14 protein-coding genes are annotated in these 16415 nt (G+C 45.9%); 12 read left to right on the plus strand and 2 right to left on the minus strand.

Going from position 1 to position 16415, the window contains the following annotated elements; all coding sequences use genetic code 11:
* Positions 1-48 precede the first annotated feature (48 nt).
* Together rfbA and rfbC are read left to right on the plus strand one after the other, a co-directional pair.
* Positions 49-939 carry a glucose-1-phosphate thymidylyltransferase RfbA gene (gene rfbA, locus KUF54_RS14950; RefSeq protein WP_219343558.1) on the plus strand — a complete coding sequence of 297 codons (891 nt, stop codon included), beginning with the start codon at positions 49-51 and terminating at the stop codon, positions 937-939.
* Positions 936-1487, plus strand: a complete 552-nt coding sequence (gene rfbC, locus KUF54_RS14955) for a dTDP-4-dehydrorhamnose 3,5-epimerase (RefSeq protein WP_219343559.1) — start codon at positions 936-938, stop codon at positions 1485-1487. Before rfbA ends, rfbC begins: the two co-directional genes overlap by 4 nt.
* Before the next feature lie 110 nt (positions 1488-1597).
* Here rfbC and KUF54_RS14960 read toward each other — a convergent pair whose 3' ends face one another.
* Together KUF54_RS14960 and KUF54_RS14965 are read right to left on the minus strand one after the other, a co-directional pair.
* Positions 1598-2758, minus strand: a complete 1161-nt coding sequence (locus KUF54_RS14960) for a zinc ribbon domain-containing protein (protein ID WP_255576147.1) — start codon at positions 2756-2758, stop codon at positions 1598-1600.
* Positions 2759-2915: 157 nt separating this feature from the next.
* Positions 2916-4034, minus strand: coding sequence for an SPFH and helix-turn-helix domain-containing protein (locus KUF54_RS14965; protein ID WP_219343560.1), 1119 nt, complete (start codon positions 4032-4034; stop codon positions 2916-2918).
* 379 nt (positions 4035-4413) lie between these two features.
* Here KUF54_RS14965 and glyQ point away from each other — a divergent pair, with 379 nt between their 5' ends.
* The 10 genes from glyQ to KUF54_RS15015 all read left to right on the plus strand — a co-directional run bounded on the left by glyQ (position 4414) and on the right by KUF54_RS15015 (position 16415).
* On the plus strand, positions 4414-5352 hold the full coding sequence (gene glyQ / locus KUF54_RS14970) for a glycine--tRNA ligase subunit alpha (RefSeq protein WP_219343561.1): 939 nt from the start codon (positions 4414-4416) through the stop codon (positions 5350-5352).
* 88 nt (positions 5353-5440) lie between these two features.
* Positions 5441-7552 carry a glycine--tRNA ligase subunit beta gene (glyS, locus tag KUF54_RS14975; protein ID WP_219343562.1) on the plus strand — a complete coding sequence of 704 codons (2112 nt, stop codon included), beginning with the start codon at positions 5441-5443 and terminating at the stop codon, positions 7550-7552.
* Positions 7553-7588: 36 nt separating this feature from the next.
* A complete protein-coding gene (locus tag KUF54_RS14980; RefSeq protein ID WP_219343563.1) occupies positions 7589-8833 on the plus strand; it encodes a flippase in 1245 nt (414 codons plus the stop codon).
* 1 nt (position 8834) lies between these two features.
* Positions 8835-10001 (plus strand): EpsG family protein, encoded by a 1167-nt coding sequence (locus tag KUF54_RS14985; protein WP_219343564.1) that lies wholly within the window; start codon positions 8835-8837, stop codon positions 9999-10001.
* 9 nt (positions 10002-10010) lie between these two features.
* Positions 10011-10982, plus strand: a complete 972-nt coding sequence (locus KUF54_RS14990; protein WP_219343565.1) for a glycosyltransferase — start codon at positions 10011-10013, stop codon at positions 10980-10982.
* 8 nt (positions 10983-10990) lie between these two features.
* Entirely contained in the window at positions 10991-12130 is a 1140-nt protein-coding gene (locus KUF54_RS14995) for a glycosyltransferase (protein WP_219343566.1), read from the plus strand.
* A gap of 24 nt (positions 12131-12154) precedes the next feature.
* Positions 12155-13009, plus strand: coding sequence for an SDR family oxidoreductase (locus KUF54_RS15000; RefSeq protein WP_219343567.1), 855 nt, complete (start codon positions 12155-12157; stop codon positions 13007-13009).
* A gap of 21 nt (positions 13010-13030) precedes the next feature.
* Positions 13031-14074 (plus strand): polysaccharide biosynthesis protein, encoded by a 1044-nt coding sequence (locus KUF54_RS15005; protein ID WP_219346424.1) that lies wholly within the window; start codon positions 13031-13033, stop codon positions 14072-14074.
* A 4-nt stretch (positions 14075-14078) separates the two neighbouring features.
* Positions 14079-15209: a non-hydrolyzing UDP-N-acetylglucosamine 2-epimerase gene (gene wecB, locus KUF54_RS15010; protein WP_219346425.1), complete on the plus strand. Its 1131-nt coding sequence runs from the start codon at positions 14079-14081 to the stop codon at positions 15207-15209.
* A gap of 15 nt (positions 15210-15224) precedes the next feature.
* Positions 15225-16415, plus strand: coding sequence for a glycosyltransferase family 4 protein (locus KUF54_RS15015; RefSeq protein ID WP_219343568.1), 1191 nt, complete (start codon positions 15225-15227; stop codon positions 16413-16415).

Consider the following 16415-nt stretch of genomic DNA (forward strand, 5'->3'; position numbering starts at 1 on the left):
GCTTCAAGCCATTTATTGATAAAGGCTTGAAGCTATCAAGTTTGAATCATGACAACACAGCGCAAAGGCATCATTTTGGCGGGTGGCTCCGGCACCCGTCTGCACCCAGCGACTTTGGCCATTAGCAAGCAGCTGCTGCCCATCTACGACAAGCCCATGATTTATTACCCGCTAAGCACGCTGATGCTGGCAGGTATTCGGGACATTCTGATCATTAGCACGCCTCAGGATACGCCTCGTTTTGAGCAACTGCTGGGCGATGGTAGTCAGTGGGGTCTGAACCTGCACTACGAAGTGCAGCCTAGCCCTGATGGACTGGCTCAGGCTTTTTTGATTGGTGAGAAATTCCTCAACGGAGCACCCAGCGCTCTGGTGCTGGGTGACAACATTTACTACGGTCACGACTTCCAGCTGCTGCTCAAAAAAGCAGATGTGCGCCAAGAAGGTGCTACGGTCTTTGCCTATCACGTGCAAGACCCGGAGCGCTATGGTGTGGCCGAGTTTGATGCCAACGGCAAAGTGCTGTCGCTGGAAGAAAAGCCTAAGCAGCCCAAGAGCAACTACGCAGTGACTGGCCTGTATTTTTACGATGAGCATGTGGTGGAAATGGCCAAGCAGGTCAAGCCCTCGCCGCGAGGTGAACTGGAAATTACGGATCTGAATGCCATGTATCTGCAGCAAGGCAAGCTCAACGTAGAGCTGATGGGTCGTGGCTTCGCTTGGTTGGATACCGGCACGCATGACAGTTTGCTGGAGGCGGGGCAATTCATCGCCACACTGCAGCAGCGCCAGGGCCTGAAAGTGGCTTGTCCCGAAGAGATTGCTTATCGCCAGAAGTGGATTGATGCAGGGCAGCTGGAAAAGCTGGGTCAGGCCATGTCCAAGAACGGCTATGGCCAATACCTGCTGCAGGTTCTCAAAGAAAAGGTGAGTGCATGAAGTTCACCTCTTTGGCCATTCCCGATGTGTTCTTGATCGAGCCCAAAGTCTTTGGTGATGCGCGTGGCTTTTTCCTGGAAAGCTTTCGCCAAGACCAATTTAACGCGGCAACGGGTACCAACTACGAGTTCATCCAAGACAACCACAGTCGCAGCAGCAAAGGTGTGCTGCGCGGCCTGCACTATCAACTCCCGCCCCATGCACAGGGCAAGCTGGTACGCGTGACTGCTGGCGCGGTGTTTGATGTGGCGGTGGACATTCGCCGCAGCTCGCCCACCTTTGGCAAATGGGTAGGGGCAGGGCTGACTGCTGAAAATCATCATCAGCTGTGGATTCCCCCCGGCTTTGCCCACGGGTTCCTAGTACTCAGCGAGACGGCGGATTTTGTCTACAAGACCACAGCTTATTACGCACCTGAGTCGGATCGCGGCCTGCTCTGGAGCGATGCGGATATTGGCATCGCGTGGCCTCAGCTTGATGTGGCGTTTTCTCTGTCTGATAAGGATCAGAAGCAGCCGCCACTCAAAATGGCGCAAGTGTTCGATTAAGTATTGACTAATGCGCTATTGAATTAATAGTTGCCTGCGCTTGAATAGTATGAAGTTAATTCAATTAATGATCTGAAACCCAATGAAATCAAGCGCATGCAGCTATGAAATTAGCGCTGTACAAACATCGGTGCAATTAGCATCAACAGCACAAGCACCGCTAATACGGCGAATGTGATCTTCACCCAGCTATAAGGCCGCTCACCGGCAATCTGTCCGGTATAGCCATTGGCCACGATTTGGTAAGTTTTGCGGCCGTAGGTGTAGCCCACCAGCCAAGCGGGTACTAGCGTGTGCTTGAAAGTGCGGCCCGAGTACTGGCGCTGCACCTGCAGGTTGCGCTGGGTATCGCCGGGGACCTGCTGTGAGCAAAGGTTGCGCAGTTGGCTATCCATGTCCTCTTCATTGAGCTTGGCGGCTTTGCTTAAATCCACTTGGTAACGCTCCACTGTCCAGCCGCGCACAAATTCGGGGCTGTAGGGTTTGAGGTCAGTGGTGGTGGGGAAGGGCTCAATTTGGCGCAGCAGATTCGGTTGCACGCCTACCGTGCCGGGCACCAGCTCATCGTCAAAGAAATGCTGCAAGCTGCCAGATGCCGATTCCCAGCGCACATGCTGCACTTGGCGGGTTTGCACGTTGCCGTTGCTGTCGCGATACGACTCGGTGGTGTAGTAGTAGTAACCGGCTTCGGCGCTCCATTGTGCTGCGGCATGGGCGTCAAACGTCCAGTAGGGCAGGTAGACGCCGTGCAGGGTATCTGTCAGCGCCGCGCTTTTGAGTTTGCTGGGTGCAAACCAGCGGCTGCCATACCACTGGCGAATCTTGTCGCGAACTTGCCCGTCGCTGATCTTGAACGGCAAAATGCTTTGCGGCGTGATGGCGTCATTGCGCTCTTCGTGGGCGACGATGGCGGGTGAGCCGCAAAAGTCGCAGCGCTGGGCTGTTGTCTTGTTTAAAAAAACCGAAATGGCGCGGCAGTTCTGGCACTGCACCTCGTAGCGCTCATCCGTTCCCCAGCCCCGGCCGCTGGCGGGGTTGTGCAAGGCATCTGCCAAGTCTTGCTCTACGACGGCCTGCCCCAGCTCTGGCTGCGTTTCTTCACTCCATGGCACCACCGTTCCGCAATAGGGGCACTTGAGCGACTGGGCTTTGGCGTTCCACTCCAGATTGCCTGCGCATTCGGGACAGACATGCTTGCCGACCATGGAGGGAGGCGCTGCGTCAGGGGCAGGGGAGTAGCTGGAAGAAGTTGGGTCTGCGTTATCGGTCACAAGAGGAATTTCTCAAAGGCACTGCATCGAGCCCTGAATGCTGGCGCAACCTGGCAAAGAGACGCCAAGCAAGGGCCGCCCCGCAGCAAGGGCGTCGTCCCCCTCCCGCGCATCGAGAGAGGGGGAAGCCGCAAAGCGGCTCAGGGGGAGTATCTAATTACCCTCGCAGGAACTCGTCCAGTGCCGACTGCGCAATACGCCACTGGCTGCCAATCTGACGGGCTTTGAGGTTGCCAGCCTGAATTTCGGCCAGTACATCGGCCTCGGCTACGCCTAGCATTTGAGCGGCTTGGGCGGGGGTCAGAACTTGCAGGCCAGCAGCGGCAGGGGCTGCCGGAGTTTGTGTCGCCTGAGAGGCTGCGGGCGAGAACGGGTCTGCGGCAGCTGCTCCTGCTGCTCCTGCGGCGATAGCGCCGCCGCCAGACTGCATACCCTTCATCATTTCTTGAGCCATACCAAAGCCCATGGCCATGGTGGCGGGGATGGTGGCCGCCGCCGCGCCTTCGCCGCCGTTGGCCATGGCTTGGCCCATCTGGTACTTCACATAGTCGTTGAGGTTGCCAATGGCGCCCATGCTGGAGCGCTTGTCGATGGCTTGCTCTACCTCAGGTGGCACGGAGACGTTTTCCAGCAAGAAACTGGTGATCTCCAGACCGTATTTCTCTGAGACAGGTGGGTTGATGAGCTGCAGCAGCGCATCGCCCAGTTCGCTATAGCGCTGGGCTACGTCGAGTGCGGGAATCTGGGCCTTGGCCAGTGCTTCAGAGAAGATGCTGACGATGCGCGAGCGCATGGTGTCGGCAAACTCGTCAATGCGGAAGTTCTGGTCCGTTCCTGCCACTTCCTTGAGGAACTTAGCCGGATCGGTAATGCGGAAGTCATAGGTACCAAAGGCGCGCAGACGAATCACGCCAAAGTCCTTGTCGCGCATCATGATGGGGTTGGACGTGCCCCATTTGTTGCCTGTGAACAAGCGCGTGTTGATGTAGTAAACATCGCACTTGAAGGGGGAGTTGAAGCCGTACTTCCAGCCACGCAGTGTGGACAAGATGGGAATGTTCTGCGTGGTCAGCTGATGGCGACCCGGATTGAACAGGTCTACGAACTGGCCTTCGGAGACAAACTGCACCTGCTGCGACTCGCGAACGATCAGCTGAGCGCCGTTCTTGATTTCCTTGTCCTCATCAGGCCAGCGGTACGACAGCGTGTCGCGCGAATCATCGGTCCATTCGATGATTTCAATCAGTTGCTTGGTGATGATTTTCATGAAATCCATGGCGAGCTCCAGAAGTGGATGACGGGAATTGAAACATTCTAGGAGGCTGGCAAGTCTCCTAGGGCTGCTAATACCGAGAGATGGCAAGGAAATTGTTAAAAATGTGAGCGACTTATCCTTGATAAATATAGACGACAGGCTTAAATCACTCAATTCCAATCGAATCGTGCGGAAACGGCGATGTAAGAGTTTTCACATTTTGAAATTTCATGCCATATCGCTCCCCTTGAAAATGCATTTCGTGGGGCTGCGGATACAGCCTGTGTCCAGCCATGGTCGCTCAGACTTAGAATCACCCTCTACGCGGCTAGACCGCCCAGACACACCTATATATAGATAAGCGACAGATTAGCTCTGCCGCTCGAACGTACCTTTAGTCATGCTGACCTTCCAACAAATCATTCTGAAACTGCAGTCCTACTGGGCCGAACAAGGCTGTGCACTGCTCCAGCCCTATGACATGGAAGTCGGCGCCGGTACATCGCACACCGGCACGTTCTTGCGCGCCATTGGTCCAGAGCCATGGAAGGCGGCCTATGTGCAGCCCAGCCGCCGCCCCAAGGACGGCCGCTTTGGCGAGAATCCCAACCGCCTGCAACATTACTATCAGTTCCAAGTCGTTCTGAAACCAGCACCAGACAATATTCTGGAGTTGTACCTCGGCTCGCTTGAAGCGCTGGGCTTCGATCTGAAGAAGAACGACATCCGCTTTGTGGAAGACGACTGGGAAAACCCCACGCTGGGCGCTTGGGGTTTGGGCTGGGAAGTCTGGCTTAACGGCATGGAAGTGACCCAGTTCACCTACTTCCAGCAAGTGGCCGGCATTGACTGCAAGCCCGCCACCGGCGAAATCACCTACGGACTGGAGCGCTTGGCCATGTACCTGCAGGGCAAAGAGTCTGTTTACGACCTTGTCTACACCGACGGCCTGAAGTACGGCGACGTGTTCCACCAAAATGAAGTGGAGCAGTCCACTTACAACTTCGAGCACTCGAACGTGGTCTTCCTGTTCAGCGCCTTCACTGCGCACGAGGAAACTGCAGGCAAGTTGATTGAAGCTCAACTGGCGCTGCCCGCCTATGAGCAAGTCCTCAAAGCTGGCCACACCTTTAACTTATTGGACGCACGTGGCGCTATCAGCGTGACTGAGCGCGCTGCCTATATTGGGCGCATTCGCAATCTGGCCCGCGCAGTAGGTAAGAGCTATCTTGATAGCCGTGCGCGCCTGGGCTTCCCCATGGCACCTAAGCAGCACGCCGATGAAGTGCTGGCCGAACTGGCTAAAGCCGCTGAACAAGCCGCCAAGAAGGCCGCTTGAATCGGCTTTCGCGCTTTTACTGTCCCATTACAAGTAATTTCAGCTGCTAGCCCTTATTGAATAAGCGCTAGCAGCTATCAAAATCATCATGAACGCATCGAATTTACTGGTTGAACTGTTTGTCGAAGAGCTGCCTCCCAAAGCGCTGCAAAAGCTGGGAGATGCTTTTGCCTCCGTCATCTTCGATCAGCTCAAAGCCCAAGGCCTGCTGGCTTCCACCGAATCACGCCTGACTGCCTACGCATCGCCTCGCCGCCTGGCCGTGCATGTCACTGAAGTGCTGGCGCAAGCCGAAGACAAGGCCATCTCGCAAAAGCTGATGCCTGTGGCTGTGGCTCTGGACGCCGAAGGCAAGCCCACAGCCGCATTGCTCAAGAAGCTGGCTGCTCTGGGCGCCGATGAATCCGCAGTGGCTGGTCTGAAGCGCCAAGGCGAAGGCAAGGCCGAAGCCCTGTTCTACGAATCCACCGCTAAGGGCGTAATGCTGACCGACGGCGTGCAAAAGTCGCTGGACGAAGCGCTGGCCAAGCTGCCCATCCCCAAGGTCATGCGCTACCAGCTGCAAGATGGCTGGAGCAGCGTGCACTTTGTGCGCCCCGCTCATGGCTTGGTCGTGCTGCATGGTACTGAAGTGCTGATCGGTGTGAAGGCTTTGGGTTTGACGGCCGGATCTGCCACCCACGGCCACCGTTTTGAAGCAACTGTAGACCCCGTTGTTATCCAAAACGCCGACAGCTACGCTGAGCAACTGCGCAGCGAAGGCGCTGTGATTGCCAGCTTTACCGAACGCCGTACCGATATCGCGGTTCAGCTAAAAGCCGCTGCTGAGCGCATCGGTGGTGGCGTACGCGCTATCGAAGACGAAGCGCTGCTGGACGAGGTGACGGCCTTAGTCGAACGCCCCAATGTGCTGACCTGTGAATATGAGAAGGAATTCTTGGACGTGCCCCAAGAATGCCTGATTCTGACCATGAAGGCCAACCAGAAGTACTTTCCCCTGCTGAGCGCCGATGGCAAGTTGACCCACCAGTTCCTGGTGGTGAGTAATATCAGCCCGCAAGATGCCAGCGCCGTCACCGGCGGCAACGAGCGCGTGGTACGCCCCCGTCTGGCTGACGCCAAGTTCTTCTTCGACCAAGACCGCAAAAAGACTCTCGCCAGCCGTGTTGAGCAACTGGACAAGGTCGTTTATCACAACAAGCTGGGGACCCAAGGCGAACGTATCGCTCGCGTGCGAGACATTGCCAAGACCATTGCCCAGCAACTGGGCAACCCCGAACTGGGCCGTCAGGCCGACCAAGCCGCCATGCTGGCCAAGACCGACTTGGTCACCGACATGGTGGGCGAGTTCCCCGAGCTGCAAGGCATCATGGGCCGCTACTACGCCCTGAATGACGGACTCGACGTCGCAGTGGCCGATGCCATTGAAGATCATTACAAGCCTCGCTTTGCTGGAGACGAGCTGCCCCGCAACGATGTGGGCGTGGTCGTTGCCTTGGCCGATAAGCTGGAAACTCTGGTTGGCATGTTCGGTATCGGCAACCTGCCCACCGGCGACCGCGACCCCTTCGCCCTGCGCCGCCATGCGCTGGGCGTGATCCGCATGCTGGTCGAAAAAGATCTGCCACTGGAGCTGGAAACTTTGCTGGTCAGCACCTTGCCTGCCTTCGGCGACAAGGTTCAGGAGGCTACGTCTCAACTGGTTGAATTCATCTACGACCGCCTGGCCAATATGTTCCGCGAACAAGGCTATAGCGCCCAGGAAATCGAAGCCGTGCTGGCCTTGCGCCCCCAGCGCCTGTCTGACGTGCAAAAGCGCCTAGAAGCCGTGCGTGCATTTGCTGCATTGCCTGAGGCGCCTGCGCTGGCTGCTGCTAATAAGCGTGTGAGCAATATCTTGAAGAAGGCTGAAGGTGATGTGCTAAATCACGTAAATGAATCATTGTTGCTTGAAGCAGCCGAGAAAAATCTACACGCAGCATTAACGTGCATTAGCCCAATAGCAAAAAAACAATTTGATTTGGGTGACTATACTTCCAGCTTAAAAACTTTGGCCGCGTTGCGTTCGTCTATTGATGAATTTTTCTCAAAGGTTTTGGTGAACTCAGAGGACGAAAAAATCAAAAATAATAGATTGGCGATACTGTATGAAGTAAATAAAACGATGAATAGAGTTGCTATGCTGGAAAATCTGAATTGAATGCTTTTGAAAATAGATTTTTAGTGAATTTAATAAATGAAAAATTTTTATAAAAACATATCTATAAATCTATTTGGAACTGTTATTCCATTCTTGATAGCGATTCCTGCGATGGGCTTGGTTGCAAGGATAATTGGAGTTGAAGCATTTGGTCTTTTTACCCTTGCACTTGCAATTTCCGGGACTTCTAGTATTTTGGACATGGGGACTACGAAGGCTCTAGTACGAGAAGTTGCTATTTATGAAGAAGATGATGCACATGTAAGAAAAATATTTTATACATCATTTTTTGTTGTGATAATTATTTCTTTATTCGTTGTGCTTTTAGGATTTTATTTTTTAGGTGATTTTGTTGTTTGGTTAAACGTCGATGAGATAAAAAAATCTGAATTAAAAGCAGCAATAATTTTATTGTTTTTATCGGTTCCGCTTACTGTTCTAAGTTTGCTTTGTTTGGGATATTATGAAGGAGTACAAGATTTTTTATCTTTAAATAAACTGAAAATTTCAAATGGTTTATTAATTTCAGTCATGCCATTGATTGCTGTTTTTTTCTATGATAATATTTTTGGGGCAGTCCTTGGGATATTAGTGGCAAGATTTATTAGTTTTTTTATAAATATACGCACAATTTTTAAACGAATAGGATTTGAAATTTCTTTGGATAGCGCTATTGTTAAACGACTATTTAGATTTGGTGGGTGGTTAACAATTAGTAATATAATAAGTGTATTAATGCAGTATGCAGATAGATTTATTATTTCGAATTTATCGGGCGCAAAAAATATTTCGGCGTATACAGCCCCTGCTGAAATAATTTCCAGAATTACAATTATTCCAACGACTTTGGTAAAGGTGGCATTCCCTTCTCTTGTAAAAGAGAAAGAAGATGAAGGGATTTATGCAAAAACTCTATCATTACTTATTATTTTTGGAGTAGTTATATTGATCGGCGGCCTATTTTTGGGTGAGTGGTTTTTGAAGATTTGGCTGGGATCCGCATTTGATAGCCGCAGCGTACTCATATTTCAGATATTATTAGGCGGTGTGTTTTTTAATATATTGGCGCAAGCTCCATATTTGAAGATTCAAAGTAAAGGGTATTCAAATATTACTGCATATGTTCATGCATTTGAATTGATTCCATATTTTTTTATTCTTTTTATTCTTATAGATAAATACAGTTTGCTGGGTGTCGCGATTGCTTGGAGTATTCGTATGGGGGCAGATTTTTTAATGCTATTTTCAATTTCAAAAATGAAATTTTTAAGAGGTAATTGAAGTGCATTATTTGATAATTAATATATCATTATTATTTTTTAGTTTCATTAGATACAATAAAGCAATTGGATTTATTATTTTTTTATTGTTGGTTTATTACTTGTGTTTGATGTATCCAGGATCAAATGATTTTGTAGGATACTTTGCAAATTATGATTGTTTAATAAATGAAATTTGCAATGATGACAATGTAAAATTTGAGAAAGGTTACGAGTTAATTGTAATGGCTACTGGATGGGGAGGTTATCAATTTCTCCTTTTTTCAGTAGGACTTATTAATATATTTTCAATATATTTTTTCACTAGAAAGTTCGAACGCAGAAGCTTTTTTTTTCTGGCTTTTATGGGGGTGTTGGCTTGGACAATGTATACAGAGGCATTGAGGCAGTCATTGGCTTTTTCGCTATTAATAATAGGAGTTAGTTTCTTAATTGAAGGCAGCATAAAAAAATATGTTGTTTTTGTTTTTCTTGCCTCTTTTTTTCACATTTCAGCCATAGTTTCAATTATTGTATTAATTAATATTTTAGGAAAAAAATTTTTAAAAATTCTAGTTTCAATTTTATTACTCAGTGTCTTTTTGTTTGCTTACAATCCAGTCAATTTCATTGAAATAATAATTGCCTTCCTTCCTAAGGAGTCCATAGGGTATGAAAAATTATTGTTCTATATAACATCAGATATTTATAAACCAGTATTTTCATTTGGTATTGGCGCATTTCCTGATGTTTTATTGATAGGATACCTGCTGCTTAACCTTAAGCAAGCTAGGCTGGAGTATAGATATTTTTGGATTTATGGTGGTATTTTGTTGTTTGTTATTTTTTCAATTTTTGCAGGTAAATTTATGCCAGTATTTACGCGCTTGGGGTGGTATGGCCTCCCATTTTTGGCGATTTTCATGTATTCATCTATATGGCGTTCAAAATTAATGCCGAATTTTTCCATGAAATACAGAAATATTAATATCTTATTAATATATTTATGGATATTCTCACAAATGTTAAGGCCATTTGTATATGACCACAGTAATTTCAACATATTTAAGCAGGAATTATTTTTACAAAGAATAGATTTTGTGGATGATGCTGGTATGCGCAGTGCAGCAGAGCAAAAATGTAAAGATCTGATATCTCTAGGATATGATGAACTATGTTATCTGCAATGAATGAAATTTATGAATGAAAAAAATAAAAAAGTAGCTATTTTAATGGCGACATACAATGGAAGTCGATTTATTTCTGAGCAGATTGAAAGTTTAATGGAGCAGACTTTCAAGAATTGGATTTTATATGTTCGCGATGATTTATCTACGGATGAAACATTGAGTATTGTAGAGTCTTATGCTGAAAACGATAAAAGAATTAAAATTGTTAGAGATGGGAAAGGAAGATTGGGGGCTTGCCAAAATTTTGCAAGATTATGTCAATTTATTGATCGTGATGCATTTGATTATTTTATGTTTTGTGATCAAGATGACCGATGGAGATCCGAGAAAATTGAAATTTCTGTGTCGACATTGGAAAATCTAGAAGTAAACTATAAGAATGATTTTCTGTTGGCATATGGAACGCTACTATATACTGATAGCAAGGGCGTTTTATTAAAAATATCTTCTCCCGATTTTTCATCTACTCCAACGTTGGGGAAAATAATTGCTCAAAATTATATTTATGGTTGTACGATGATCATGAATAAAAAGTTATTCAACGAAATTGGGGTGATACCAGAAGCATCAGAAAATCATGACTATTGGATTGCGCTAGTTGCAATGTTTAACGATGCAAAAACTCAATATATAAGCCAGCCTCTTGTCTTTTATAGGCAGCATGATTCAAATGTAAGTGGAAGTTACATGAATTCAAGCCTATTAAATAGAATTAAAAGATTAAAAAATAAATCAATGGAGCAAAGTATTTTTAGAAGAAAGGCGATGATACAGGAAATATTTGTAAGATATCAAGAGGTAGAGAAGAATTTCAATATACTACTATTAACTAGATATCTTAATTTTTTGCAGTTTGGCGGGATTGCTAATTTTTATTATGTATTTGATTATGGGGTTAGGAATTTTAAATTTCATTCCAATATTTTGTATTATTACGCATTAATTGTTGTTTATTTAAAGCGAAAATTTAATTTTTATTGATATAAATCATGAATCAGCTTCATCTTGTACCAAGTATAGCGATAGACTTTGGGGGGCTGGGGGTGGCTGCTTTGCGTTATGCGCAGTCACTTGCATTGGCTGGATCAAATGTTACTCTTTACGTAATAGAGCGAAACAAAGAAGAAATAGAAATAAACGAATATAACGGTGCAATTCGTGTTGATGGAGGGCGGAAAGATAATATTTTTTCTCAGGCTTTAGCGCTGATTAAATATATAAATAGATACGAATTTGATGTTATTCACATGCATGGAACATGGAGCCCTGTTTTTGCATTAGTAAGTTATATTATTTTTTTAAAAAAAACACCTCTCGTGATATCTCCGCATGGCTGCTTGGAACCATGGGCGCTGCAACATCGTGGAGGAAAGAAGAGCTTGGCTCTTGCACTCTATCAAAAGAAAATATTTCAAAAATCAAGCATGATGCTTGCGACAGCCAAACAAGAGTTAGATAGCATTCGCCGTTTGAATATAGATGTACCAGTTGCTGTAATTCCTAATGGAGTGGATTTCCCGAAATCGACGTCACAAAGTACGAATTTAAAAAAGAGGATTTTATTTTTATCTAGAATTCATCCAAAGAAAGGATTGCCTGATCTTATTTCTGCATGGGCAATAGTTAGGCGACCTGGATGGAGTGTTGTAATTGCTGGTGCTGATGAAGGAGGACATATTAATGAGCTTTATAAGCAGATTGACTCCCTTGGATTAAAAGAGGATTTCATCTTTGCAGGATTGGTTGTTGGCGAGAAGAAGGAAAATTTATTCTCGGAAGCTGATATATTTATTCTTCCTACTTATTCAGAAAATTTTGGAATTGCAGTCGCGGAGGCTTTGGTCCGTGGACTTCCAGTTATAACAACTACTGGCGCTCCATGGCAGGATCTTGAAAGCTGGCAGTGTGGTTGGTGGGTCAACCCTGGAGTGGAAAGTGTTGCTGCCGCTCTGAAATCGGCCATGAGCTTACCCAAAAGTCTATTGAATGAAATGGGGCAACGAGGTGTCAGTTTGGTCAAGGAAAAATATGCATGGGATCAAGTTGGACGATCAGCAATTAAAACATATGAATGGATTCTAAATAAAGAAAAACTAGTACGCCCCGCATGCATTGATGTGAAAAATTAATTTTACGAATTAAATGGATATTTAATGAAAATATTGGTATTGGGCGCGTCCGGAATGTTGGGTAATGCTGTTTTTCGCTTCTTTAATGAAGATGAGAATTACGAAGCTTTTGGAACATTAAGAAGTGAGTATTCAAAGAAAAATTTTCCAATCTCTATGCATTCAAAATTAATGAGTGGTATTGATGTTGAGAATATAGAAAGCTTAATGCGTGCTTTTTCTGAGATAAAACCTGAATTGGTAATTAATTGTATTGGTCTTGTAAAGCAGTTGACTGCTGCAGAAGATCCTTTGATAGCAATCCCAATAAACTCGCTATTACCACATCGTCTCGCTATGTTGTGTGCGGTAGCAGGCTCTCGATTCGTGCACATGAGTACAGACTGTGTATTTTCGGGTTCTAAGGGAATGTACTTGGAGTCTGATATTCCTGATGCTAGAGATTTATATGGGCAAAGTAAGTTTTTAGGTGAGGTAGACTACCCTCATGCAATTACATTGCGGACTTCTATTATTGGTCACGAGCTAGAAGGTGGGCGAAGTCTTGTTGGTTGGTTCTTGGCCCAAGAGCAAGCAGTCAAAGGATACAAAAATGCAATATTCTCAGGGCTACCTACTGTGGAAATTGCACGTTTGATTCGTGATTACGTGATCCCTAATCCTCATCTTCATGGTCTTTATCATGTCTCTGCAAATCCAATTAGTAAATTTGATCTATTAAAAATGATATCAAAAGAATATGGGAGAAAAATTGAAATTAATCCTGATTTTGATTTTGTGATAGATAGATCGTTGGATTCTGGCATTTTTAGAAGTATGACAGGCTTCCTGCCAAAAACTTGGCCTGAATTAATACATGCTATGCGTATTTTTCATTAATCAAGGTGCATTAAAATGTCTATTTTTAAAGATAAAACTTTGCTGATTACTGGTGGAACGGGATCGTTTGGTAATGCTGTATTGCGCCGTTTCTTGAGCTCGGATATTAAGGAAATTCGCGTATTTAGCCGTGATGAAAAGAAGCAAGATGATATGCGTAAGCGGTATAGTAATCCTAAATTAAAGTTCTATATTGGTGATGTCCGCGATGCTCGTAGTGTGGGTCAAGCCATGCGCAATGTGGATTACGTATTTCATGCTGCGGCACTTAAACAAGTGCCTTCGTGTGAGTTTTATCCAATGCAGGCAGTACGGACTAATGTGCTAGGAACAGAGAATGTTTTAGAAGCAGCCATTCAAGCGGGCGTTAAACGCGTAGTTTGCCTGAGCACTGACAAGGCGGTGTATCCCATTAATGCAATGGGGATTAGTAAGGCTATGATGGAAAAGGTGATGGTAGCAACCAGTCGTAACCTTGAAGGCTCTGGAACAGTTATTTGTGGTACTCGCTATGGGAATGTTATGGCATCTCGCGGCTCAGTTATTCCTCTATTTGTAGGACAGGTGCTGGCTGGTAAAGAGATTACAGTGACCGACCCATCAATGACACGCTTCATGATGACTCTTGAAGATGCTGTGGACCTAGTATTATATGCCTTTGAAAATGGCAATAATGGGGATATTTTTGTGCAGAAGGCTCCTGCTGCAACAGTAGAAGTTTTGACGCAAGCAATTTTGCAATTGATGAGTCGGTCAAACCATCCTGTGAATGTAATTGGAACTCGACATGGTGAAAAATTGTATGAGGCGTTGCTCAGTCGAGAGGAAATGCTTTGTGCTGAGGATATGGGAGACTATTTTAGGGTGTCACCAGATGGCCGTGACTTGAACTATGGAAAGTATTTTGATGAGGGCGAGCCAAAGTTAACTCAGAGTACTCTGGATGAAGATTACAACTCGCACAATACAACACGGCTGGATGTGGATGGTATGAAGGCATTGTTGTTGAAACTTGAATTTATGCAGCGTATTGCTCGAGGTGAGAGCGCAGTTGCGGAGGATTGAGATGATGAATAAACTCAAAGTTATGACTGTAGTTGGAACGCGCCCAGAGATTATTCGTCTCTCGCGTGTGATGGCTCGACTCGATGAATATTGCGATCATGTTGTTGTGCATACTGGCCAGAACTATGACTATGAGCTTAATCAAATTTTCTTCGAGGACCTAGGTATTCGTAAGCCCGATCATTTCTTAAATGCTGCTGGTGGAGGTGCTGCCGAGACTATTGGTAAGGTAATCATTGCAGTTGATCATGTGTTGGCAACAGAGAAGCCTGATGCATTGCTTGTACTAGGAGATACCAATAGCAGCATGTCTGTATTGCCTGCTAAGCGCCGTAAGATTCCTGTATTTCATATGGAAGCCGGTAACCGGTGTTTTGATCAGCGTGTACCGGAAGAGATCAACCGACGTATAGTCGACCACACCGCAGATGTAAACCTTACCTATAGTGATATTGCGAGAGAGTGCCTTTTGAAAGAGGGTTTGCCGCCAGATCTAGTGATTAAGACAGGGAGTCCAATGACAGAGGTCCTTGCTCACTATAAGACGCATATTGATTCATCTAATGTTCTAGATCGGTTGGATTTAACAGCTGACCAGTTCTTTGTAGTTAGTACTCACCGTGAAGAAAATATCGACTCTGACATTAATTTCCGAAAATTGGTGAGCTTGTTGAATTTGATCGCGGAGCAGTATGGGTTGCCAGTGATTGTCTCGACACATCCACGGACACAGAAGCGAGTGGATTCGATTGGTGCAGTGTTTCATTCCAAGGTGCAATTGCTAAAACCACTTGGATTTAGTGACTATATCAAGCTCCAGCAATCAGCGAAAGCAGTACTTTCAGATAGTGGTACGATCACAGAAGAGTCCTCAATTCTGAATTTTCCAGCATTGAATCTGCGTGAAGCCCAGGAGCGTCACGAAGGTATGGAAGAGGCTGCGGTGATGCTGGTTGGTTTAGGTGAACAACGTGTGCTTCAGGGTCTGGCGATTCTTCAAAACCAACCTCGCGGTCATGAGCGACTTTTGCGTCAAGTGTCTGACTACAGCATGCCGAACGTGAGTGACAAGGTAGTCCGTATCATTCACAGCTACACGGATTATGTGAATCGGGTTGTGTGGAAGAAATACTGAAACTGGTCGTGAAGAATGAAAATAGCCTTGATCGCTGACACCTTTCCTCCCTTGCGGAACTCCGGGGCAGTGCAGCTAAGGGACTTATCGCGTGAATTTGTTGCTCAAGGTCATCAATTGACGGTAATTCTTCCATCATGGGAGATCAAGGAGGACTTTCTTCTTGAGGAGATGGAAGGTTTCCAGGTCTTGAGGCTGAAGTCCCCAAAAACCAAGGACGTCAATTACGCGAGAAGAACCTTGTCAGAATTCTTGATGCCATTTTTTATGAAAAGGGGCTATAGAAAGTCCACTTTGCGTCACGAAAAATGGGATGGCGTCGCTTGGTATGCCCCTTCCATATTTCATGCCCCTTTTGTCAAATATTTGAAGAAAGCCAGTGATTGTAAAGGTTATCTGATAATAAGAGATATTTTCCCTGAGTGGGCTGTTGATATGGGTTTGATGGGAAGAGGAATTATTTATCGTTTCTTCAGTGCAGTGGCCCACTATCAATATTCTGTGGCTGATATCATCGGTGTTCAAACTCCTGGGAATCTCTCATATTTTGAGGATTGGAAGAAGAACAAGAGAAAAAAATTGGTGGTGCTTCAGAACTGGCTTGCGGATACGAAGTCAGGTAGTTGCTCTATATCGATTAATGAAACGAAACTGGTCGGGCGAAAGATATTTGTGTATGCGGGAAATATGGGCGTTGCTCAGGGCATGGACATCCTGGTAGATCTGGCAGAAAAACTTAAAGATAGACGAGATATTGGATTTTTATTTGTTGGTCGCGGTAGCGAGGCCAAAAGACTCGCTGAGGAGGCGCGTAAAAGGTCCTTGGATAACATAGAGTTCAAGGATGAAATTCATCCTGATGAGATACCTGCACTTTATGCTCAATGCTCTGTAGGTATTGTTTCTTTGGATCAGAGACACAAATCCCACAACATTCCGGGAAAGTTCCTTTCCTATATGCAAAGCGGTATTCCCGTTCTGGCAAACATCAATCCTGGAAATGATCTTGCGGAGCTCATCAGGAGCGAAGGTGTTGGCGTGGTTTGCGAAGATGCTGACATCCAGGATATGGAGCACAAAGCAAATATCTTGATCAATTCTGTTGAGATGGATGCCGATTTCCAAAAAAGGTGCAGGGCAGTATATTGGAAAATGTTCTCGCCTTCTCAGGCGGTCAATCAAATCGTTCTGGAACTGAAGAGCTAA

Origin of the sequence: Comamonas sp. Y33R10-2, assembly GCF_019355935.1 — a bacterium.
In the GTDB taxonomy this organism is placed as follows: domain Bacteria; phylum Pseudomonadota; class Gammaproteobacteria; order Burkholderiales; family Burkholderiaceae_C; genus Comamonas.